15 protein-coding genes are annotated in these 22,991 nt (G+C 38.7%); 10 read left to right on the plus strand and 5 right to left on the minus strand.

Annotated features, from left to right (window positions below):
* Nucleotides 1–887: 887 nt before the first annotated feature.
* Nucleotides 888–5,597: an NAD-glutamate dehydrogenase gene (locus tag PVV65_RS04385; protein ID WP_273789344.1), complete on the minus strand. Its 4,710-nt coding sequence runs from the start codon at nucleotides 5,595–5,597 to the stop codon at nucleotides 888–890.
* A 274-nt stretch (nucleotides 5,598–5,871) separates the two neighbouring features.
* Here PVV65_RS04385 and PVV65_RS04390 point away from each other — a divergent pair, with 274 nt between their 5' ends.
* The 4 genes from PVV65_RS04390 (at nucleotide 5,872) to rpsP (ending at nucleotide 9,100) form a co-directional block, all read left to right on the plus strand.
* A complete protein-coding gene (locus PVV65_RS04390) occupies nucleotides 5,872–6,528 on the plus strand; it encodes a carbonic anhydrase (RefSeq protein ID WP_273754028.1) in 657 nt (218 codons plus the stop codon).
* Nucleotides 6,529–6,787: 259 nt separating this feature from the next.
* On the plus strand, nucleotides 6,788–8,350 hold the full coding sequence (ffh, locus tag PVV65_RS04395) for a signal recognition particle protein (protein WP_273789345.1): 1,563 nt from the start codon (nucleotides 6,788–6,790) through the stop codon (nucleotides 8,348–8,350).
* A 24-nt stretch (nucleotides 8,351–8,374) separates the two neighbouring features.
* Entirely contained in the window at nucleotides 8,375–8,704 is a 330-nt protein-coding gene (locus PVV65_RS04400; protein ID WP_273789363.1) for a chorismate mutase, read from the plus strand.
* Between the two features lie 15 nt (nucleotides 8,705–8,719).
* Nucleotides 8,720–9,100 (plus strand): 30S ribosomal protein S16, encoded by a 381-nt coding sequence (gene rpsP, locus PVV65_RS04405; RefSeq protein WP_273789346.1) that lies wholly within the window; start codon nucleotides 8,720–8,722, stop codon nucleotides 9,098–9,100.
* Between the two features lie 154 nt (nucleotides 9,101–9,254).
* Here rpsP and PVV65_RS04410 read toward each other — a convergent pair whose 3' ends face one another.
* Nucleotides 9,255–9,470, minus strand: coding sequence for a DUF1674 domain-containing protein (locus PVV65_RS04410; RefSeq protein WP_273789347.1), 216 nt, complete (start codon nucleotides 9,468–9,470; stop codon nucleotides 9,255–9,257).
* 83 nt (nucleotides 9,471–9,553) lie between these two features.
* Between PVV65_RS04410 and htpX the strand changes: the two genes are divergently transcribed.
* The 3 genes from htpX (at nucleotide 9,554) to PVV65_RS04425 (ending at nucleotide 13,805) form a co-directional block, all read left to right on the plus strand.
* On the plus strand, nucleotides 9,554–10,600 hold the full coding sequence (htpX, locus tag PVV65_RS04415; RefSeq protein WP_273789348.1) for a zinc metalloprotease HtpX: 1,047 nt from the start codon (nucleotides 9,554–9,556) through the stop codon (nucleotides 10,598–10,600).
* 60 nt (nucleotides 10,601–10,660) lie between these two features.
* Complete coding sequence (locus PVV65_RS04420) at nucleotides 10,661–12,025, plus strand: RsmB/NOP family class I SAM-dependent RNA methyltransferase (protein WP_273789349.1); 1,365 nt, start codon at nucleotides 10,661–10,663, stop codon at nucleotides 12,023–12,025.
* Nucleotides 12,026–12,089: 64 nt separating this feature from the next.
* Complete coding sequence (locus PVV65_RS04425; RefSeq protein WP_273789350.1) at nucleotides 12,090–13,805, plus strand: heparinase II/III family protein; 1,716 nt, start codon at nucleotides 12,090–12,092, stop codon at nucleotides 13,803–13,805.
* 827 nt (nucleotides 13,806–14,632) lie between these two features.
* Here the strand turns inward: PVV65_RS04425 and PVV65_RS04430 are convergent.
* The 3 genes from PVV65_RS04430 to PVV65_RS04440 all read right to left on the minus strand — a co-directional run bounded on the left by PVV65_RS04430 (nucleotide 14,633) and on the right by PVV65_RS04440 (nucleotide 18,436).
* Complete coding sequence (locus PVV65_RS04430; protein WP_273789351.1) at nucleotides 14,633–14,785, minus strand: DUF1127 domain-containing protein; 153 nt, start codon at nucleotides 14,783–14,785, stop codon at nucleotides 14,633–14,635.
* A 364-nt stretch (nucleotides 14,786–15,149) separates the two neighbouring features.
* Nucleotides 15,150–16,769 carry a bifunctional phosphoribosylaminoimidazolecarboxamide formyltransferase/IMP cyclohydrolase gene (purH, locus tag PVV65_RS04435; RefSeq protein WP_273789352.1) on the minus strand — a complete coding sequence of 540 codons (1,620 nt, stop codon included), beginning with the start codon at nucleotides 16,767–16,769 and terminating at the stop codon, nucleotides 15,150–15,152.
* A gap of 884 nt (nucleotides 16,770–17,653) precedes the next feature.
* A complete protein-coding gene (locus PVV65_RS04440) occupies nucleotides 17,654–18,436 on the minus strand; it encodes an SURF1 family protein (RefSeq protein WP_273789353.1) in 783 nt (260 codons plus the stop codon).
* Nucleotides 18,437–18,747: 311 nt separating this feature from the next.
* Here PVV65_RS04440 and rpmB point away from each other — a divergent pair, with 311 nt between their 5' ends.
* The 3 genes from rpmB to PVV65_RS04455 all read left to right on the plus strand — a co-directional run bounded on the left by rpmB (nucleotide 18,748) and on the right by PVV65_RS04455 (nucleotide 22,749).
* Entirely contained in the window at nucleotides 18,748–19,065 is a 318-nt protein-coding gene (gene rpmB / locus PVV65_RS04445; RefSeq protein ID WP_120121428.1) for a 50S ribosomal protein L28, read from the plus strand.
* 130 nt (nucleotides 19,066–19,195) lie between these two features.
* Complete coding sequence (locus PVV65_RS04450) at nucleotides 19,196–19,879, plus strand: VUT family protein (protein ID WP_273789354.1); 684 nt, start codon at nucleotides 19,196–19,198, stop codon at nucleotides 19,877–19,879.
* Nucleotides 19,880–20,964: 1,085 nt separating this feature from the next.
* Nucleotides 20,965–22,749 (plus strand): MFS transporter, encoded by a 1,785-nt coding sequence (locus PVV65_RS04455; RefSeq protein ID WP_273789355.1) that lies wholly within the window; start codon nucleotides 20,965–20,967, stop codon nucleotides 22,747–22,749.
* Nucleotides 22,750–22,991 lie beyond the last annotated feature (242 nt).

Here is a 22,991-nt window from a genome sequence, read left to right on the forward strand (position 1 = left end):
ATTTTAGACCTTTCTTTATCAGTAATCTATATGGTTTGCCCCCATGCTCAACATACAAGAGGGAGAGGATTTTGATTTTTTTAATATAAACAGATTTGAAATGAGAGAAACTTGGGATACTGCACTTCTCTTTTAATAGAATAGGTAAAATGATAAAGTTATGATTGTAAATCAAGGCATTATATTTTTATGATGAAGGGTATTTAATAGCAGAATTTGAATTTGTTTTTGGTTCAATCCGTAGGGATTTTTGACATTCGGTAGCGTTTATTGCTTGCGCAAGCTTAATAATCTTTAAGCGTTATTTTAGGGGATGCTTTGTTTAAAAATGCGGTAGAGTGCTTCCGTTTCTCCTTGCTGATTATAGCTTATAGCTTGCCAGCAAACTTTATGTATTTTGACTTAATTTTGTACTAATTCATTTTATTTTTAAATGATTTTTTAGGGGTTCTCCAAGGGGCTTGAAAGAGCTTTCAAAGCCCATCACCCTTTTGCTATTTTTATCATATTTTCGAAACGCCTATTTAATGGTAAAAAATAGTAAAAAAACAATAAGTTATTACGTATTCTTATCTAATTTTACCTGGTATAAAATTTACTGTCAAACTACATTGATATTGGTCATGGATTGATAGAACAGGGATAAAATCTTAGTCGTTTTGCCTTGCTTTTAAATCTGAAAGTTGATGTTTTTACGTTGAGAAATTAAGTGTTTAAGTCTATTTATGTTGCCGTTTTGAAATTGTTACAAGTAATTCTGTTATGATAAGGAGCAGGATTTTTATTTTGGGTGCTGTATCTCAAAACGAATACTTCCGCTCCATCTTTACTGGTTTGCTCTGGTGGGATGGAAAGGAAGTTTTAAACTGGATCGTTTTATATTCATTTTAAGTTTGAAAGCCAGTATTTTGCAGTTGAGAAATCAACCCTGCTGCAAAAGTAAAACGAGAAATATTGAGATCATTTTCAATAAGGGCACCAATACGGTTTGTGACATCGTGAATATGATCTTCTTCTGTTTTTTTCCAAGTGGTAAAAGGATTTTCTTTTTTTCCATAATTTTTAAGAATTTTAATGACGATTTGCCGTAAGCTTTCGGAAATACTTTCTTTGGCTTGGCTTAAAGCCATACTGTCATAATAATCTACTACAGGAATGATACGACTTGCTTCGTTAATTCGGTTTATACGAATGATTTGCGCAAGTGAGAAATAGATCCCTGCGGTTTTAATAAGATCGCTGTTATTTTGTTTTGCAATTAAAGAAATGTCACAGATGATTGGAGCGGCTTCCAAGAGAGCTAATTGTTTTGCTAATGTTTTTGGAGCTCCTTCTTCACCGTAGTGTCGTGCTTTTTCTTCAATCTTTTGCTTAATATCATTATCGTGAGAATGCATAAGCTCTTTTTCAATAACATTACGGGCTTGTTTTATTGTTTTTACAATTTCTTCTAATGGACGTGAGAGATCCATGTTGTGTAACCCCCAATTTGTTGTTTCAAAGAGCATTGGGGTCATTGCTGCGTAGAGTTTGTTTTGGACAAGACCGGGTATTTTATTATCAAGCTTATCAATTTGATCAGACAGGTGAGGAATTTCAAAACCATCACGGATGGCAATGAAAACGCGAATAATATTTTCAGTCTTTTGTTCTGTTGCATCGTGGAGTTGCTTAACAAAAGTAGGACCTCCACGATTGACAATATCGTTGGCAATCAGCGTTGCAATAATATTACGACGCAATTGGTGGTTAATGATTTCCTTTTCAAAATTTTCTTGAATTTGGGTTGGAAAATAATTCAGCAAAGCTGCGTTGAAATAGCGATCATCAACAATGGGGCTATGAGCAATTTCTTCTTTGAGCGTTAATTTAGCATAGGCAAAAATAATGGCGAGTTCTGGACGGATAAGACCTTTGCCTTGGGTTATTCTTTGCCGTAAAATTTGCTCATCAGGAAGCATTTCAACTCTGCGATCTAAGAGCTTTTTTTGTTCCAAATCATGCATAAAGCGTATTTGATAGGGTAAATCAGCAGTGCTTTGGCTTTCTGCTAAAGAAAGAGCAAGGGGTTGTAGATAATTGTTGCGTAAGACGAGTTGTTCGACTTGAGGAGTCATTTTTTTCAAGAGTTTATTGCGTTCTTCGCGGGTGAGTGTTTTAGCACGAAGTGCTGATGCAAGAACAATTTTGAGATTCACCTCAATATCAGAACAATTCACACCGGCAGAATTGTCAATCGCATCCGTATTACAGCGACCACCATTTGATATATATTCAATCCGTCCACGCTGCGTAACACCAAGATTAGCCCCTTCGCCAATAATTTTTGCCCGTACTTGTTCTCCGGTAATGCGTATTGCATCATTTGCACGATCACCTACTTGGGCATCACTTTCTGTTGTGGCGCGGATGTAAGTACCAATGCCACCAAACCATAAAAGATCAACAGGGGCTTTGAGAAGAGCAGAGATAATTTCAAAGGGAGTTCCTGCTTGTTTTTCGAAACCAATGGCCTCTGCTGCTTCAGGGGAGAGCGTAATGGTTTTTTCTTTTCGTGAGAAAATACCACCGCCCTTTGATAACTTGCTTTGGTCGTAATCCTGCCAGCTTGAGCGAGGTAATTTGAAAAGACGTGCACGCTCTGCATAGCTTTCCTCTATATTCGGATCTGGATCAATAAAGATATCACGGTGATCAAAAGCGGCAACCAATTTTGTTTGTTTGGAAAGGAGCATTCCATTGCCAAAGACATCACCAGACATGTCGCCAACACCGACACAGGTGAAAGGCGTTGTTTGAATATCCTGATTAAATGATTCTCGGAAATGTCTTTTAACGGCTTCCCATGCACCTTTTGCTGTAATTCCAATTTCTTTGTGATCATAACCTGCTGAGCCACCAGAGGCAAAAGCATCATCGAGCCAAAAATGGTTTGCTTGGCTGATGGCGTTGGCTGTGTCAGAAAAGGTCGCTGTTCCTTTGTCGGCTGCGACAACAAAATAGGGGTCAGGGTCATCATGACAGATGACATTGTGGGGCGCACTTATTTTGCCGTTAACCAGATTGTCTGTGATGGAGAGTAAAGCCGTTATAAAGTCCGTATAAGCTCGTCGTGCTGCTTCTATGATGACAGCACGATCATTTGTTTGAGGAAGGCGATGGGGATAGAATCCACCTTTTGCTCCTGCAGGAACAATAACTGCATTTTTAACTTGTTGGGCTTTGACTAAGCTAAGCACTTCAGTGCGATAATCGAGTGCGCGGTCAGACCACCGAATTCCGCCACGAGCGATAGGTCCAAAACGCAAATGGACTCCTTCAACTTCTGGTCCATAAACAAAAATTTCTCGATAAGGGCGTGGTTCAGGTAAACCTTCAATTTGGCGCGGATTTAATTTGGTGGCTAAAATACGCCTTGGATTGCCATCGCTAAGAGGTGTAAAGGCATTTGTTCGTAAACTCGCATCGATAAGGTTACAATACCGGCGCAAGATAAGATCATCATCTAAACCAGTTACTTTCCGTAATTTTTCTTCAATGCGCTTTTGAATAATCTGTTGGTTTTTTTCCCGTTCTTTTTTTGTATGGCTTTGATGAAATTTTAAATGAAATAAAGCATAAAGCTCTTTGGTAATGTCAGGATAAGCATTTAAAGTTTGGGCGACGCGGTCTTGCGAGTAAGGAATTCCAGCTTGTTGGAGATAGCGCCCGTAATGGCGCAGAATAACAATTTCATGCCAATCAAGCTCAGCTGTTTGGGTGAGCGCATTAAAGGCGTCATTATCAGCATTTTGTGCCCAAATAGCTTCAAAAGTTTCAGCAAGCTTTTGACCGTCTTTTTCAAAATCCAGACAAATTTGGAAAGTACTCTCTAGTTGCATATCATGAAGATATACAGATTGCCCGTTGCCATCTGGTAATTCAAGGGTTTGTTCAGCAATAACACGAAACCCCATATTTTCAAGCAGTGGAACACGTTTGGAAAGAGCAAGTGCTTCATGGCGGTGAAAAAGACGAAGAGAAATATTCTGTTTTTCTTTGTTTTGAGCGTGATAAAAGGTCACGAAAAGGGGGTTATCATCATGAAGACTGAGAATATGTCCGGCATCTTTAATGGCATCTTCCGTTGAGAATAAATCACGATAGCTGTTGGGAAATTTACTGGCTAGGCGGGTTTGTGGTTCTGTTGTTTTGTGGGTAAGAGCGATGGCCTGAATGCTATCTTCCCAACTTCGTGCGATTGAACGGACATGTTGTTCAAGTGTGGCGCGCTCGTGAAGTGGAACAGTTTCGTTTACTTTGCGATGAATAATGTAATAGACACGGATGAGAGTGCTTTCCAAAAATAGCGGATAGGATTCAAAAAAGTCGCCTTTGTAAAGTTCAACAAAATGTTCGCCAACTTTTTCACGGAGGCTGCTGCTGTAATGGTCACGTGGTACATAGACAAGAATAGAAATAAAGCGTCCAAAAGAATCAGTGTGGACGAGCACCCGCAAACGTGGACGTTCGTCGAGTTGTAGGATAAGTTTGGCATTTTCCGTTAGTGTATCAACATCAACACGAAACATTTCATCTCTTGGATAGGTTTCTAAAACACTGATAAGGGCTTTTCCTGAATAATCAGCGTGATTATGTCCAAGGCGTTGAATGATGGTTTGGGCTTTTTCTTTTAAGAAAGGAATTTGCAAAATAGAGCGCGTATAAGCTGAAGAGGTAAAAAGCCCTACAATGCGTAATTCTCCACAGAGCTGGTCTTCTTTATCAAAGATTTTAAGGCTAATATAATCGAGCCAAACAGAACGGTGAATTTTGGAGCGGCTGTTCGCTTTTGTCACAATAAACAGGTTGTCACTTTCCATAAAGGATAAGACTTCCTGGGGTGGTTCTTTCATACTTTCATCGTCAACAATATCAATGGAAGAATCCGCGAGTATACCAAGTTCAACGTTACTTGCTGTGAAAGATTTTATAGGTTTCTGATCTTTGACGAAGTTGTAAGTGCGCATGCCAAGGAAGATGAAATTATCATCTGTGAGCCAGTGAAGAAATTCAATAGCCCTTTCGCCTTCTTGTTTGTAACGTGAGGGAAGGCTTGTTTGATAGGCATGAATATGCTTTTCAACTTCTTTAAGCATAGGTTTCCAGTCTTTTACAGCAGCATTAACTTGCTTAAGAACTAAGGTGAGTTCATTTTCAAGTTTTTGTATCTGCTGTTTGTTTAAAGGCTCGATATGAATTTGCATCAGACTGATGCGTCTTCCAGAAGCAGTATCAAGAATAGGGTGTGCAATTAAATAAATATGGTTTTTGTGTTGATTGACGAGATTTAAAATAGAATCGAGAAGAAAGGGTTTATTATCATTGACAAGAGTGATAACGGTTATAGGTTTGTTATTGCGAGTCAAATTTTGTTCAAAACAGATGGTATTTTTTCCTGCTTGATGGAGATTAAAAGCTTTTACGGCGATGGCTGCGGCTTTTTGAAGTTCTTTATTTTCGTAATAAGCAATATCTTCTTTATCAGTTTGAGTAAAAAGAATTTTTTCTATTTTGTCTGGTGTGTTTTTTGTTTCTATTGTTTTTTGTTGTAACACATTTACTCTCCCTTTTTTCTTAGAGGTCTTTCCTTGTCTTCACATTAAAAGAAGACCATTATAATTCTTTATACTGTAACACTTTCTCCCTAAAGAAAATAGCTCTTTATTTGAAAAGAATAACTTTGTTTTTGCTCTTTTTTAGTAATAATTTGCATTTTAAAGAAATATTTTGCATCAACAAAAGGGACTTTTTAGTATTTTTGTGTGTTAATAGTTTGTTTTTCTAAATATACGAAATGAAAGTAAAGAAAGAATTAGAAGTAAAGAGAGTATGACCCGTTTACCAGAAAGACTTTTAAATGGTTACCAAAACTTTATAAATAATCATTTTTTATATAAAACAGCACATTATCAGCAATTGGCGATTGAGGGACAGAAACCTGAAGTTTTGGTTATTGCTTGTTGTGATTCGCGTGCTGTCCCAGAAATGATTTTTGATGCTAAACCAGGGGAAATTTTTACCCTGCGCAACGTGGCAAATGTGGTTCCTCCTTTTTCTCCTGATAATCAATATCATGCAACATCAGCGGCTCTTGAATATGCTGTACAATTGCTTGAGGTGAAACATATTGTTGTTTTTGGGCATGCCCATTGTGGAGGCGTTCTTACAGCTCTTAAGGAGACGTGTAAATCTTTATCGTCCAATGATTTTATTGGTCAATGGATTAGTCTTTTAGCGCCAGCCGCAGAAATTGTTTTGAATAATAAGTCACTATCTTGGCCAGAAAAACAAATGGCTTTAGAGCAGCTTTCTATTCGACATTCGTTGAGAAATTTAGAGACGTTTCCGTGGATAAAGTTCCGAAAAGATCAAGGTATTTTAACATTGCATGGGGTTTGGTTTGATATCTCTAGCGGGAAATTATGGAATATGGAACAGGAAACAGGCTGCTTTATGTGTGTTGAAGTTGAAAGTTTTGAAGTGTAATATTTGCTGTTTTTATTTCTTCGTGTAAAAAGGCATTTTATGATAAAACTTGACAAAGCTGGGGTTTTATTGTTTGAAGGAGCAAGCTTTCAGTGACAAAATTAACTTGGAGCCACCGACTGAGACCCCAGTTTAAGGGTATAAATAGATCTCAGAGGTCAACATTCGACGGCGCGATGCGTTCTCGGATGCTCTTTTGGTTTGTTTGTTAGGCAACTTTGTTAGGCAATGATTTTGTTAAGCAACGATGAGGTAAATAATGTTTGAATCCTTGCAAGAACGACTTGGTTCTATCCTGTCTCATTTGACGGGGCGTGGCGCTTTGTCGGATCAGGATGTTGCAGAGGCGCTGCGTGAAATTCGGCGCGCTTTATTGGAAGCTGATGTTGCTCTTGATGTTGTTCGTTCTTTTACCGATAGGGTGCGAGAAAAAGCCGTTGGGGCTGAGATTGTTAAATCAATTAAACCAGGCCAAATGGTGGTTAAAATTGTTCATGATGAACTGGTTCGTATTCTTGGAAGTGAAAGTGTTCTGAGTGATTTGAATGCACCAGCGCCCGTTGTTATTATGATGATTGGTTTGCAAGGTTCCGGAAAAACAACCACAACAGCAAAGCTTGCAAAACGTTTCACTGATAAGCACAATAAAAAAGTTCTCATGGCGTCATTAGATACACGTCGTCCCGCTGCGCAGGAGCAATTGCGCCAATTGGGAGAACAAGCAAAACTTGCAACTTTGCCTATTATTGCAGGACAATTGCCCGTTGATATTGCATCACGTGCTGTGCAAGCTGCTAAATTGGGTGGTTATGATGTACTCCTTCTTGATACTGCAGGACGTAATCATATCGATGAAGCTCTGATGCTTGAATTAGCTGAAATTAAAACATGTTCTCTTCCTCACGAGATTATGTTGGTGGCTGATAGTTTGACGGGGCAAGATGCTGTTCATCTTGCGCGCTCTTTTGATGAGCGTGTAGGGATTACAGGGATTATTTTAACACGAATGGATAGTGATGGGCGTGGGGGGGCAGCTCTTTCCATGCGTGCTGTGACAGGCAAACCAATTAAAGCAATTGGAACTGGTGAAAAAATAGAGGCTTTGGAAGAGTTTCATCCCAGTCGTATTGCTGATCGTATTCTCGGAATGGGGGATATTGTTTCTTTGGTTGAAAAAGCTGCTGAAACAATGGATCATGAGAAAGCTGCTGCTTTTGCAAAAAAAATGCAGGCCGGAAAATTTGATCTGAATGATCTTGCAGAACAGTTGCAGAAAATGAAAAAACTCGGTGGAATGGGCGGTATTATGGGCATGTTGCCAGGATTGGGCAAGGTAAAAGAGCAGATTGCGGCGGCGGGCCTTGATGACCGTTTGTTTAATCGGCAATTGGCTATTATTTCATCCATGACACCGCAAGAGCGTGCGAATCCAGAGCTTTTAAAACATAGCCGCAAACAACGAATTGCTAAGGGATCAGGGACAACGGCGGCTGATATTAATAAACTTTTGAAGATGTATCGCCAAATGGCTGATATGATGAAAGCCATGGGTGGTAAAGGAAAAAGTGGTTTGATGGGAAAAATGTTAGGAGGACTTGGGTCCAAAATGGGTTTTGGAGGGATGGGAGGTGCAGATTCTTCAGCTGTGCCTGATTTATCGGGATTGGATCTGAAGCAACTTTCAACGCTTCAAAAACAGATTGAAAATGGGCATGAAGGGAAGGTCTTGCCCGGACTTCCCGGACGTGATCCTACATTTCCTGGTCTTTCCAATGGCATTGCCGATAGGGGAAAACTTCCTCAGCATTTTAAGAAAAAATAAGATGCAAAGAGGGAAAGGAATATGATGCAGGAAACAGTATTAAACGAATTGGCACATTTACGAGCATCTATTGATAATTTTGATGCAACTTTGATTCATATTTTAGCAGAGCGTTTTCGTTGTACAAGGGCTGTTGGACGCTTAAAAGCCCGTTATGACTTGCCTACAGTAGATCCTCTGCGTGAGCAACATCAGATCGTGCGTTTGCGGCAATTGGCTATGGAAAGTCATCTTGATCCTGATTTTGCTGAAAGATTTTTAAAGTTTATTATTAAAGAGGTTGTGCGTCATCATGAAGTTATTGCTGAAGAGCAAAAAACAAAAAAAGTCAATTTAAACGAAAGCCAGAGCTGACAATAGGAGAAAAATATGGCATTGAAAATTCGTTTGTCCCGTGGAGGTTCAAAGAAACGTCCTTATTATCATATCGTTGTTGCGGATGTTCGTAGTCCGCGTGATGGGCGATTTCTTGAACGTGTTGGTGCATGGGATCCAATGTTGCCTAAAGATGGACCGAGGGTGAAACTTAATGAAGAACGTATCCAATATTGGCTTGGGCAAGGGGCTCAACCAACAGATCGCGTTTTACGATTCTTAGATGCGGCTGGCTTAAAAAAGCGTCCAACCCGCAATAACCCACATAAAGGTGAACCGGGTAAAAAAGCACAAGAACGTATAGCAGCAGCAAAGCAGGCAGCAGAGGAAGCAGCAGCAGCTGCTGCTGCTGAAGCAGAATCTGCGTCAGAATAAGAAGCGTGATTGCTTAATTAACGCCTTTTAAAAAAACTTCTAGAAGAATAAATATTATCCGTTTTTGCCAATCAAAAACGGATCTTCTTTAAAAGGATGTTTATTTAAAACGGTGTTGGTTTTTTTAAAAGTTTAATTTTAAAAGTCGATGGCTTTAAAAGTCGATGGCGCGGCCTTTAATTTCCCAGTCTCCATAACGTGAAGGGTCTTTGCCGCCGCGTCCACCGTTTTCCAACGGTTGTTCTTTTTTTGCTTCGTCTTTTCGCCGTTCTTCAGCTTCTTTAAGGGCGCGTTGCGCTGCGGGAGGAAGAGATTGCTGTTGAATGACAGTTAAATTTTTTAGGCTTGTTTTTTCATCTTTTTTATTCATTTTACACCTATTCCATTGAAGAAGCAGAAAGAAAACACCATCATATAGTATTGGTAGACTTTTATCATGGAGTTTTTTGAGTAATGAACATAATGCGTACAGCCATGCTTTTGGCTTTTTTAACGGCTCTCTTTATGGGGGTTGGTTATCTTGTTGGAGGGGGCAGTGGCATGATCATTGCTCTTTTAATGGCGAGTGGTTTAAACTTTTTTTCTTATTGGAATTCAGATAAAATCGTTTTACGTATGTACGGGGCGCGTGAGGTTGATCAGCACTCTGCACCCGTTTATTATAAAATCGTGAGCGATTTAGCTAAAAAAGCTTCTCTTCCTCAACCAAAGGTGTATGTGCTTGATAGTGCACAGCCGAATGCTTTTGCAACAGGACGTAATCCTCAAAATGCTGCTGTGGCTGCGAGCCGCGGCTTGTTAGAGCGATTAAGTACAGAAGAAATTGCTGGCGTTATGGCGCATGAGCTTGCACATATTGAGCATCGTGATACCTTAACCATGACTCTAACAGCAACGATTGCTGGGGCAATTTCAATGCTTGGTAATTTTGCTTTCTTTATGGGAGGACAGCGTAGCTCTTCGGAAAATTCTCATGGTGCGGGGGTAATTGGAGGATTGATTGCACTCATCATAGCACCTTTTGCTGCAATGCTCGTACAAATGGCTATTAGCCGTACGCGTGAATATGCTGCGGATCGGAGAGGTGCTGAAATATGTGGTAATCCTTTATGGTTGGCTTCGGCATTGCGTAAAATTGCTGATGGGGGGCATGGGGTTTACAATGAAGAAGCAGAGCATAATCCAGCAACCGCGCATCTATTTATTATCAATCCTTTGAGCGGTGAGGGAGCGGATAGTCTTTTTTCAACACATCCAGCAACGGCAAATCGTATTGCTGCTCTTTATCGGCAAGCAGAAGAGATGAAAGGGGCTCTTGCTGAAAGTGGCGGATGGAATAGAGAAGATGCTATAAATGAAAAAAGCAACTGGATGAATTATGAAGATTTTCGCAGTGGTCAGGCTCATGCATCAGGTAAGAAAGAAGATGACACTTTTCAGCGGGTTACAAAACGTCCTTCTTGGCTTCGTTATGAAAATTCAAAAAGTTCTCGTTCATAGAGTTTTTGAGGAGATTTTTAGGCGGATCTCTTGAAGAAGTAGTGATATAAAGGTGTTATTTTGAAACACAAAAAAGTGGGGTATGTGTCTGAAAAAGATGTTCCAGGATTGGCTGTTCGACAGGTGTGTGTACGTCTTTTAGGGGCGGTTGTTGATAAGAATACGCCTCTTTCTGGTTTGACGGATAATGAACACGGACACCCACAATATTTAAAACTTTCACAAAGAGATCGTTTATTGTGTCGGGCTATTTTGACAACGTCATTGCGTCATCGAGGGTCGATTGCGGAGTCTCTCTCATGCTTTTTAGAGCGCCCTTTACCTTCACAAGCACTTTCACTTCAACATCTTCTGCATATCAGTGTGGCGCAAATTCTTTATCTTGATATTCCTGATCATGCGGCTATTGATTTAGCTGTGCGTGTAGCAAAATTTGATCCTCGTATGCGCCGTTTTTCAGGGGTGGTAAATGCTCTTTTGCGCAATGTTGCGCGTGAGGCGGTGCTTTTACGCCCACAAATTCCTACCATTGAAGGTGTTCCGGCGTGGTTTGGACAGCTTTTAGTATCAGCTTATGGAATAAAAAAGGCGCGTCAAATTATAGAAATTCAAAGTGTGGAACCTCCGCTTGATTTGACAGTAAAGTCTGATTGTGTTGGATGGGCTGAGAGGCTTGGCGGTGTGGTGTTGCCCAATGGTTCTGTTCGATTGAATCGTTTGGCGTGTTCTGTTTCTGATTTACCAGGTTATCGTGAGGGGGCGTGGTGGGTTCAAGACTTTGCCGCAGCGTTGCCTGCTTGTTTACTAGGAGAGCTTCGGGGTAAAGATGTTGCTGACCTTTGTGCGAGCCCTGGGGGGAAAACAGCACAATTGGCTTTGCAGGGGGCAGAGGTGACCGCCATTGAGCTTTCTGCTAACCGCGTCAAGCGTTTAAAAGAAAATATGGAACGGCTCAATTTTTCCGTTCACATTTGGCAAGGAGATGTGAGAAATTTCCATCCCACACAGCTTTTTGATGCGGTTCTTCTTGATGCTCCTTGTTCTTCTACAGGAACGATCCGTCGTCATCCTGATATTTTATGGACGAAATCGAGGGATGATGTCGTCAAGTTAGCGGCGTTGCAATATGATTTGCTTATCGCCGCCATTGCCTTGGTAAAGGAGGGGGGACGGATTGTTTTTTCCAATTGTTCATTGGCTCGAGAAGAAGGCGAAGATCTTATTGAGAAAATTTTATCAATACGCAATGATATTGTTTTAGACCCTATTGATCCAGAAGAAATGGGGGAGCTTACACATTTGCTTGGTGAGGGGATGTTGCGCACGACGCCGGCGGATTTTTGTCATAAAAATTTTGATGCTGAGAAAACTGCATTTTTAGGAATGGATGGTTTTTTTGCTGCGCGCTTACGAAAAATTGCTTAATTAACGCTTCATTTACAAAAATAGTTGAAATTGTATCTGATTCAGCATAGATGGAGATAGAATTTTGGCGGTTGCGGTAAGAGCTCCTCAGGTAAAAATAGCAGCCTGTATTGATGCGTTACAGCATGTTGTGCGGCGTTTATGGGTTGGTCCATTGTTTCGTTGGCGGTTTTCAGGGTTTCGTCCTCATAAAATTTTAGCCCATCCCATTGATTTGCATGTGGCTGATCCGATGATGGCGCATGAATTTTATCACGGTCGTTTTGCTTTTGCGGGTCATACTGTTCATTCTGGTGCTGTTTCACCCTTTTCATTGGTTTCGCCAACACTGGAATGGGAAGCGGCTCTACATGATTTTCATTGGTTGCGCCATATGGAAGCAGCAGAAAGTGATTTAGCTGCAGCGCATGCACGTTCTCTTTTAGAAGATTGGCTAGACCACGCTGGCAAAAAGGTAAAAGGGCTTGCTTGGAGTGGTCCTGTTGTAGCGCGGCGTTTGATCTCGTGGATTTGTCACTCAAAAATGTTGTTAGAAGGGGCAAGCGAGCGGTTTGAAAAACGCTTTTTACGTGCACTTGGTTTGCAATTTCGTTATTTGCGCGTAATAATTTGCAGTATGGAGCACAATGATCAACGGTTACAAGCAGCAACAGCTTTGACGTTCGCATCTCTTGCTTTGCCTGTTTCTGCAGCCGTGAAAAAAAAGGTACAAAACACGCTTATAGAAGAGCTTTCGCTTCAGATTTTGATTGATGGTGGGCATATTTCCCGTAGCCCTATCATTTTGCTTAATTTATTATCAGATTTATTATCTTTACGTTACCTTTTTATGCGGAGCAATGAAACAGCTCCCCGTATTTTGATTGATTCTGTTGAGCGTATGTTACCAGCTTTGCGATTCTTTATCCATGAGGATCAAACACTGGCGCATTTTAATGGGGTTGGTCCTCTCGTATCGGAACGGTTATCGACACTTTTGGAGCTTGATGAAACAGGAGGCCATCCTTTTAGTTATGCGCGTTATTCAGGGTTTCAGCGCTTAAAAGCCAATCAAACAACAATTATTGCCGATACGGGAAAATTTCCACCACGCTTTGTAGCACAGCAGGCTTGTTCGGGATGTTTGTCTTTTGAAATGTCTTCACAAGGACACCGTTTTATTATCAATACCGGTGTTAACCCTGATGGACGGAAAGATTATCGACATTTAGGACGTGTTACCGCAGCGCATTCAACAGCGACGCTTAATGATTGTTCGGTGGGCGTTTTTTACAAAAAAAAGAAAAATAGCGCTTCTCTTTTGTTTGATGGACCCAAGGAAGTTCAAGTACGCCGTATAGAGGATTCAGAAAAAACAGGTTTTATTGCGAGCCATAATGGTTATATACGACCCTTTAATCTTATTCATGAGCGCGGTCTTATTTTGGCGACAAATGGAGATATGATCGAAGGTTTTGATCGTTTTTTTATGCCCAATAAAGAGGGAAAGAGACATAAAAGAGCACAAAGTGAACAAGATCATGTTGCTGTTCGGTTTCATCTTCATCCACAAGTTGATGTTAACTACGATGGTGAGCGTGTGTGTTTAGCGGTAAAGAATGGGCACGTGAGGGGCGAGCAAGTATGGTATTTTATTTCCCCTGATGCGGATATTTGTCTTGAAGATTCAGTTGATTTTGCGGAATTAGCAGGTCCACAACGGACACAGCAGATCGTTTTATATTTTCGCCCTGCATTTCAGGAAAAGGTTCGCTGGCGTTTTATTCGTAAAGCCGTTTGATAAAAAATCAAAACATTGTTCTTATCGTCTATAACGTTTTATTTTCATGTCCTAAAACATCATCGTTTATTGGGGGGTATATCCTATTTAAGGACTGTGTAAACTTTTACACGGAAGTATTTTTTTGTAAGTGTGGGATGAATATTTTGAAGAAAAATTTGCCTATAGAATCTCATGTGGTCGTGCTAAGAGGGGGATTCTCTAGTGGAAATGGGGGTGTTGACAGATCATTATTGACAGATCGGTCCTCGTTTTAAGAATCTTCATTCTTTTAAAGGTCTTAAGAGAAAGTAAATGGTTTTTTATCGTCAAAAAATTCTGGAGGATACTACCTAATATTCTTTATTTTGATCACATTATGGCTGCTTATAGAGTAATACGCTAACACCATCACACCCTAGGCCCGCTTTTAATGTTGCGACACTTTCCTTGGCGTTTGAGACGGTTCATTATAAGTATTTTTAGTGTCTTTTTTACAATTTCACTCTACGCAGATTCTCCTTGCTTGTCATGTACAAGAGACAGGGCTCTAGTTGATCCAATATAAATAGATTTGGAATAAGATACCCCTCCAGTAAAGTCTTTCATCAAACACGCAATGTAATGAACATTTTTGGTAAATGAAAAGCCGTACGTCATAGAAACATTGAGAGTTTCAGAAACAACATTACAGTAAGGCACTGGAGCAAAAAACTTCTACTTTGTGTTCTTATACGAAAGTATTATTACACCAAAAACGAAGTCATAACAACAAGCTTCAAAACGTTTGTTTCTGTATCGTAAAGTACTCTCTCAAACATTCTTCAAACAACTCTTAGAAAAAACTCTTAGAAAGATTTACGCGAATAGCGCCGCGCAACGGAATCAATATCACCTCGACAAATACCAAGATCATTAAGTTCATATGTTGAAAGACGGCTCAACGCATTAACGGTTCGGCGATAACGGCGCCAATTACTATAAGAACGTATAATATTCATATCCTGTACTCAAACTTTGTTATACTCTTCTGCTTAAGATAGAGCATATTGCTAAAAATAGTTTGTGCTATAATGTCATAACAGGTATGCATCTACATACAGGAACAGAACCTTTTTAATACGGGTTTCATGTAAAAGGGAAATGTATTAATAACGGTGATATCTTACTCCTAAAACAATGGCTAAATTATATGTATTTTCTGTAGTGATAACTTCTTTATTACGCGTAAATTCTCTCGATTGAATTGAATAACTTCTCCTATTTTAACAGTTATCAGTCGATATATGATCTATGAAAAATTTCTTGAAATGTCTGTTTTATATAACGTTTTTCTTATATGAAGAGGAGATCATCTCAGTTATATTAATGACGGAAATGTCGTATTCCTGTAAAAACCATCGCTAAACCCTCTGCATCCGCAGCAGTGATAACTTCTTCATCTCGCATGGAGCCTCCTGGTTGAATGACTGCTGTTGCACCTGCTTTAGCTGCTGCTAATAAACCATCTGCAAAAGGAAAAAATGCATCGGATGCAACCACTGACCCTTTTGTGAGAGTTTCTGTTAAGCCTGCTCTCCTTGCACTTTCTGCGGCTTTACTTGCAGCAATTTTTGCTGAATCGATGCGGCTCATTTGTCCAGCGCCAATACCAACTGTTGCACTATTTTTTGCATATACAATAGCATTTGATTTAACGTGTTTTGCTACACGAAAAGCAAATTGAAGATCACGCATTTCATCTTGAGTTGGTGCTCGTTTTGTCACCACTTGCAATTTAAGATCATCAACCACCACATTATCACGTGATTGCACTAAAATGCCTCCTGCAAGTGTTTTTGCAAGCAGTCCTCCACAACGGGGATTAGGAACGCCACCTGTAATGAGCAAACGAAGATTTTTTTTCTTGGAAATAATTTCACGTGCCGCCATTGTTGCATCAGGCGCAATAATCACTTCCGTGAAAACTTTAACAATCTCTTCTGCACATTCCTCATCAAGAGTTTGATTTAAAGCAACAATTCCACCAAATGCAGATACATTATCACACATAAGAGCTTTTAAATAAGCTTCTTTCAAATTTTTTCCTTCCGCAACACCACAAGGATTGGCATGCTTAATAAGAGCAACAGCAGCGGTTTTTTGCGGATCAAATTCTGCCACAAGCTCAAAGGCTGCATCTGTGTCATTCAGATTGTTATAAGAGAGTGCTTTACCTTGTAAAAGTTTTGCTGTTGCAACGCCAAAACGCTTTTCATTATTGCGATAAAATGCTGCCTGTTGATGTGGATTTTCTCCATAGCGCATAACACTTTCAAGATGACCAGAAAAACTCTGCCATGATGGTGTTTCAATTTTTAAATCCCGTGCAAACCATGCTGCTATTGCCGTGTCATAAGCAGCGGTGTGCGCATATGCACGCATTGCTAACTGATGGCGCATGGATAAGCTTAAACATCCGTTATGCTGTTTTAATTCTTCTAGAATCGAATCATAATCATTTATCGCTGTTACAACACCGGTATAAGCATAATTTTTTGCCGCAGCGCGAATCATGGCCGGTCCACCGATATCAATATTTTCAAGAATTGTTTGTGAATCAGCCCCCGATTGGAGTGTCTCTTCGAAAGGATAAAGATTTACCACCAAGAGATCAATACCATGAATGTTGTTCTTTTCCATAGCTTCCCTATGGCTAGGATCTTCTCTTACCCCTAACAAAGCACCATGAATCAAAGGATGGAGTGTTTTTACACGCCCATCCATTATTTCAGGAAATCCAGTAACTTCAGCAACATCTTTTACAGGTAAACCAGCAGCTATGAGAGTTTTGGCTGTTCCTCCTGTTGAAATCAATTCAATATTGTAAGTCGTATGAAGGGCTTTTGCAAAGGCAACCACACCCGTTTTATCAGACACAGAAAGAAGAACACGACGAACCTGATGAAGATCAGGTATAGGAAAATTTTTGGCAACGACACCCATAACAGAAGCCTTAAACAATGAAAAAGTTAAAATTCTAGAAAAAAAGTTTATACATTTATAGCACAAGCCTTTAGCAAAATACACTGAAAGGATAAACTGCCTTTTTAAAATATACGATGATTCCTCTTTTTTCTTATACTGTAAAATACCGTCATGGGAGGTGTTATGATAAGGATAAAAAGTCTCATTTAACTCAATCTTTACATCTTCATAGCAGGCTTGAAATACAAAACGCATTTGTATATTTTCTATTGTATTTGCTTTTGTCTGTGAGATAAAGGCAAGAATGTTCCACATGCCCGTTTGATTTATTTTTGAGAGATGGGAAATAATCAGCAAAAATATGAAATTGTAATAGTCGAAACGCGCGTTTATTTTAAAGTAATCATTTTTCAATGAATTACCTTTCATTTTATGGTTGTCTTGTGAAGAGTGTCGTGTAAATCCTTCGTGAATAGTATAAAAATCCTTTAGGCCCATGATCTATAATTAAAGGTGCTAGGTTGGGACGCTCATTCTCTTTATACTTTAATAACGCTTGCTTTAACAATATTTGATATTTGAGAGGAAGGAAGTATTGAGCTTCTTATTTTCAATAACTTTTTCTGTACGGTTCTCTCTGCTTGTGGAGGAAGTACGAGAATGATTTTGCTGGTTTTGATCAGAAGATTTGAAGAAAAAGAGCGTTTTACAGATATTTGAGGTTTTTTTCAAAGTTAGAAAATGATAAGATTACCGTTATAAATCAAATAATTAATTCTTAAAAAACAAATTTTGTGTTGTGTAAACGTTCAATATAACAATGTTAAGATCTTCTTTATTATGAAAAGGCCAGACAGTTTAATGAAAACTATATTGGGAATGGATATTTTACTTGCTATTTTTTAATCTTTTTGCCGTAGCAAAAAGAGAAAAGCGCTTAACATACCAGCAGCTAAAATAAACCACGTGATTGCGTAAACAAGATGATTGTTGCGAAAATGGATCATCGTAAGACCAGCAACGGGAAGGTTTGCTTGTGGAGATGTTTTTCTGGCATCAATAAAATAAGGGGCAACAGTGGATAACCCAAGTTTTTGTGCCATAGCGGGAAGATCACGCGTATACCATATATTCTTGTCAGGATTATTTTTGCGTGGAAAAAATCCATTTTTTTCACTCATGCGTAATAAACCGATAATTGTCGTTTGTTCTGTGTTTGTGGTCGAATTTTGTTGAGATGAGACATGTGTATGCAATGGCTCTGGGTGTTGAAAATTGTTACGTTCGTCCATGGGGATAAAGCCACGGTTGATAAAGATCAGTGTGTTGTCTGCGGTTTTTAAAGGAGTCAAAACCCAGTAACCCGTGGTGTTTTGAGCAGCAGCCGTGACCAAAATATTTTTATTTTTTAAAAAACTTCCTGTGATCACAACCGGTCGATATTCATCTTTTTCAAAAGTAACCTCTGCCCATTGATCTTTCCTAGGGGCTTTTATGGGGGCTAAGTGAACGCGCTGATTGGCACTCGTGATAAGATTTTTTTTCCAGTTTAACCGTTGTACTTGCCATATGCCTAATGCACTAAAGAGAAGAAAAAAACAAACGCATAAAGTTCCAAACAAAATAAAAGAAAAACAGCAAGAATTTCCTTGAAGCTTTGTCATGGAGGGGGCTTTTTTGCTCATGATGTATGCTTCCTTTCAGGACAATAGATTTTTATTCTAACACGGTATGCTTTTTAAAAAAGCATTTTGTACGCTTTTTAGCGGAATTTGCACGCCTTGATTTTGGAAAAAGATGAAGGATGAGTCAGCCAAGAGATGAAAAAGGTTTTATAAAAGATTTATAAAAGACTTGACCTTTTGTTGTCGACCCCCTATTAGAAAGAAACTTCCCAATGGTGCCCGTTCAAGGTCGCATTGTGCGTGTTTTGCATTCATTGTGTTCTTTGGGTATAGGGATTTGAAAGTTTCTTAAGAGTTTAAGGGTGAAGTTTATGTCTCGTGCATGTGAATTGACAGGGAAAACGGTTCTGTATGGTAATAATGTTAGCCATGCGAATAATAAGACTCGGCGTCGTTTTTTGCCAAATCTTTGCAATGTGACATTAATTTCAGAAGTGTTGCAGCAAAGTTATCGCTTGCGTATTTCAGCGAGTGCGTTGCGTTCTGTTGAGCATCGTGGTGGTCTTGATGGTTTTTTGGTCAAGGCAGACGATAAAGAGTTGTCACAACGTGCGCGTTTGTTAAAGCGCCAAATCGTTAAGAAAAAGGCTGAGCAAGAAAGTGAGCAAAAGGCTGAACAGGCAGCGTGATTGTTCGTATCGTTATCTTTGGTGGATTGACTTTTTAATCACCGATCTTTGTTCCAGAAATTCGCTTTTGGGGCTTTTCTCTCGTTGATCGCTCTATTATTTTATTGGTTCCATACCCCAGGTTAAAAAAATGTTTTCAAGCGGTCTTTTATTAGAAAAGCAAAAGAGAAGATATGTTGTTTTTTCTATTTTAGCAATGTGCCTTGCGGTCACTGCTTCTAATATTTTGGTTCAATATCCCGTCTATTGGTTTGATTTAAATGAACTTTTGACTTATGGGGCTTTTACCTATCCATTTGCTTTTCTCATCAATGATTTGACCAATCGTTTTTACGGTCCATCTGCTGCGCGGCGTGTAGTTTATGCTGGTTTTTTTGCTGGTGTTTTTGTTTCTTGGATATTGGCAACACCACGGCTTGCACTTGCTTCTAGTTTAGCATTTTTATTTGGGCAACTCCTTGATATCGTTGTTTTTACGCCTTTGCGACGAAAAACATGGTGGAAAGCACCTTTAGCAGCGGCGTTGGTTGGTTCGGCGTTGGATACATTGTTGTTTTTTTCTCTTGCTTTTTCGAGCTCTTTTGCTCTTCTTGATAAGATGACAGGCTATGCTGATAGTTCACTAGTAGAGAGTACTGTTTTGGGTGGGATAGGCATGCCCGTTTGGCTTTCGCTTGCTTTTGGCGATTTCTCCGTAAAAATTATTATGAGCCTATTGATGTTGATTCCTTATGGAACAATTCTTAACATTGTGAAACTCCCTCTTTATCAAAGTCATGCAAAAGACGACTCCTCTTTTGCTTGTAACAAATAATAATCTTTGTTCTCTTGTTTTTCTAAAGGAAAGACAATGTACATTATATTCTATAATGGCGTCTTTTAAAGAAGGAAAACTTGATTAGTGCGTCAGATTCGATTTTTGATCTTAAAAAATTATGGGCACCTGTAACACCTATTATACATATTATCCAGAATTGCAATAGCTCTTCTACGATGTGCGATTGCTGGAAGATTAAGGAAAAAATTGCCATACTCCAGAAAGTTTAATATCCTTATTTAGAATGTTGAAAGAAAAAGGAGCTGCCTCAGTGATGCTTTCTGGGGGAGAACCTTTAATGCATCTGGAGCTTGAAGATATTTTATTAAGGTTGAATGAACTAGATCTGCCTGTTTGAATTAAATACCAATGGCATCTTATTGCATAAAAATTTATGAATTTCACAGTATGACATAAAAGAAATTGTTATTTTTATGGATTCGATTAGTGTCCAAGGATATTATGATATACGGGGGGCGAATAAATTTGATCGCGTGTGGAAAAACATTGAAATAGTTAAAAGAATCTTCAACCTCTGCAAAGTATAGGAATAAGAGCGACAGTTACCAAAGAGATTCTAGAAAATATTATTAATTTTATCGATTTTTGTATAAGCAAAGATGTCGATTATATCGGATTCAGCCCGCTCGATACGTTGTCATTTAGTTTTTCTAGAAAAAATAATACAAAAGATCGATCTAAGGCTTTAAGAAACAAAACTCTTCCGCCAAACGCTTCACTTTTTCATTTGAGAGATGAACTATCAAGGAAAGAATCCCCCCTCCAGATTTATATAGATAAAAAGTTCCAAGAAAGGAAAATCGCATGGACGTCACAAAATTTTGTAAATTGTATTAATTATTACTTAGGCGAAAATTCTACGTACGTTTCGTCGCCGTTAATGTGTTTATTTCCATTTTTATCCTTGGTATTGGACTATAATGGAGATTTAAAAAATTGCTTTTATTCAGAAGCTTTTGGGAATCTACAAAATTATGAGGCAATAGATTGGTCTGCTCAAAGCGTTTTAAAATCTTTGAAAGAATCTGGCGCATGTAGCGGATGTCGTGGGAAGGTATTTTGTGGATAAGGTTAAGCAATTTAAGATTTATAGTGTTAGCAAGTCTACTGCTCTAGTGGTTGCTGTTTTACCACTTTTTTTGTCAGAAAAATTGCATTTGTCGCAAGCGGATATTGTTTTAATCGGTAGTTATTTTTTATTGCTTCCTTTGATCTTAGAAGTCCCCTTGGGTTTATTATCAGATGTTTATGGAAGTAAACGCATTATTTATACTGGGCTGTTTTTCTTTCTTTGCGGTTTTTTAGCTCTTTTTATGAATTATGCATATTTTTCTTACGCCACTTATTTGTTGTGTATCACATTAGCAGCCGCTTGTTTTTCAGGTGCGGAAGATAGTTTACTCTTTTCTGTAGTACCAAAGCATCGCACACTGTTTTCCGTTAAGTCCGAAGTGGCTGCTGTTACCTATAGTGTGACAACGGTACTTATTTTTTTAGGGGGAATACTTTATTATGTGCATCCTGCATTGCCTGTGATTTTTCAAGTCCTTTCATTAATTTTTGCTATTTTTATGTTTTCAAAACTGACGAAAGGATTAGATAGTTTTCATATCAACGCTCATCCGAATATTTTCACAGTTATGTGCGCCAGCCGTAAAGAAGTCAAAAATCCTTATCGCTTCACTCTTATTTTTTTAAGTGCAGTTTCAGCTTTTGCTATTTTGGTTAATAATCGAACTGTTTCTATCGCATTTTCTGATTTTTTGCCATTTCAACCTGCTATTTTGGTTTCGATTATTTTTATCATTGGGAATTTTTTTTCAGCAAGTTCCAATATATTGTTTCAGAAATATTTTTCAAAGTTTCAAAATCCTATTTTTCCCGTCTTAATGATTGGTTGTATGGTAACCATTGCTTTTTTTCTCATGTCATTTCAAATCATTGCGGCTCTTATATTAGGATTTTTACTGCTATGTGTTTTTAAGTCTGCTTATCGATCTTATCTGTCGTCTCTTCTTATAAATTCACTGATTGATCCCAAAGCTATCGCGACTGTTTTATCATTTACAGCCATTATTACAGCTATTGTATCCTTTGCATTCAGTTTTTTATACGGTCATGTTTTTTCAACATTCTGGCAAGCTAATTTGTGGTTGGCAGTGGTTATGGCTGTGATTTTTGGGGTGTCTGCTTTAATTATTTTTCTCAGAAAACAAGAAATCATTTGGTTACAGCCTGAAAATGCACAATCGTCAAAACAACATTTCTTGAAACGCAAACATCAAGAGTTTTGCTATGGGCAAATTTATCCGGAAGCATCATGCATTAATGAAAACATTAAGAATGGCTCTTTTCGACAAAGTCTCTATCCTGCACCAAATTTGATAACACTTTGCGATGAAGTCGTCGAATGGGAGTTTATCCGGGGTACTGTATTGAGCCGAATGGATTTTCTACATCAAAAGGTGATTATTGATCAAATCAATAAGATCTTTCAAGATCGATTAAGCAGGAATATAACCTTATCACATGGAGATTTACATCCTGATAATATCATTGTTACTTCTGATAACTCTTTTATGGTAGTGGATTGGGATTTATGTCAAGAAGCCAGTCCGGAATTGGATATCTTAACATTTTTCACCAGTCCAAGATTATCTCTCAATTTAGAAGAACGGATAGACTATATTTCTCATTTGCTGTCTCTATCAAAGGATGAAGCTTTACCAATGATAAAAGCGTTTGTAGCTAAAAAAATTTCTGATCTTTCTCTATACCAAAATATTTTCATGAAACAATTACTATTGGATTATATGAACTTGAATAGGAAATTTCATGAGCGATAATATTGTAATTTGTAATGAAAATTGCAGTGCGGTCTGCAATCATTGTCCGAATGTGTGGTGAGAGATGACGCGTTGCCTGAATCTTTATATATAATAAATGACATAAAATCTGATTTTATTATTCTTTCTGGTGGAGAGCCTTTTGAGCCCGATTATGATTTACTTCATAAATATATTTGTATGTGTCTCATTTGTAAAAAATATTTTCGGATTGCAACAGGGGGGCATATCTATATTCAACC

Source organism: Bartonella sp. ML70XJBT (assembly GCF_028618425.1).
GTDB lineage: Bacteria > Pseudomonadota > Alphaproteobacteria > Rhizobiales > Rhizobiaceae > Bartonella.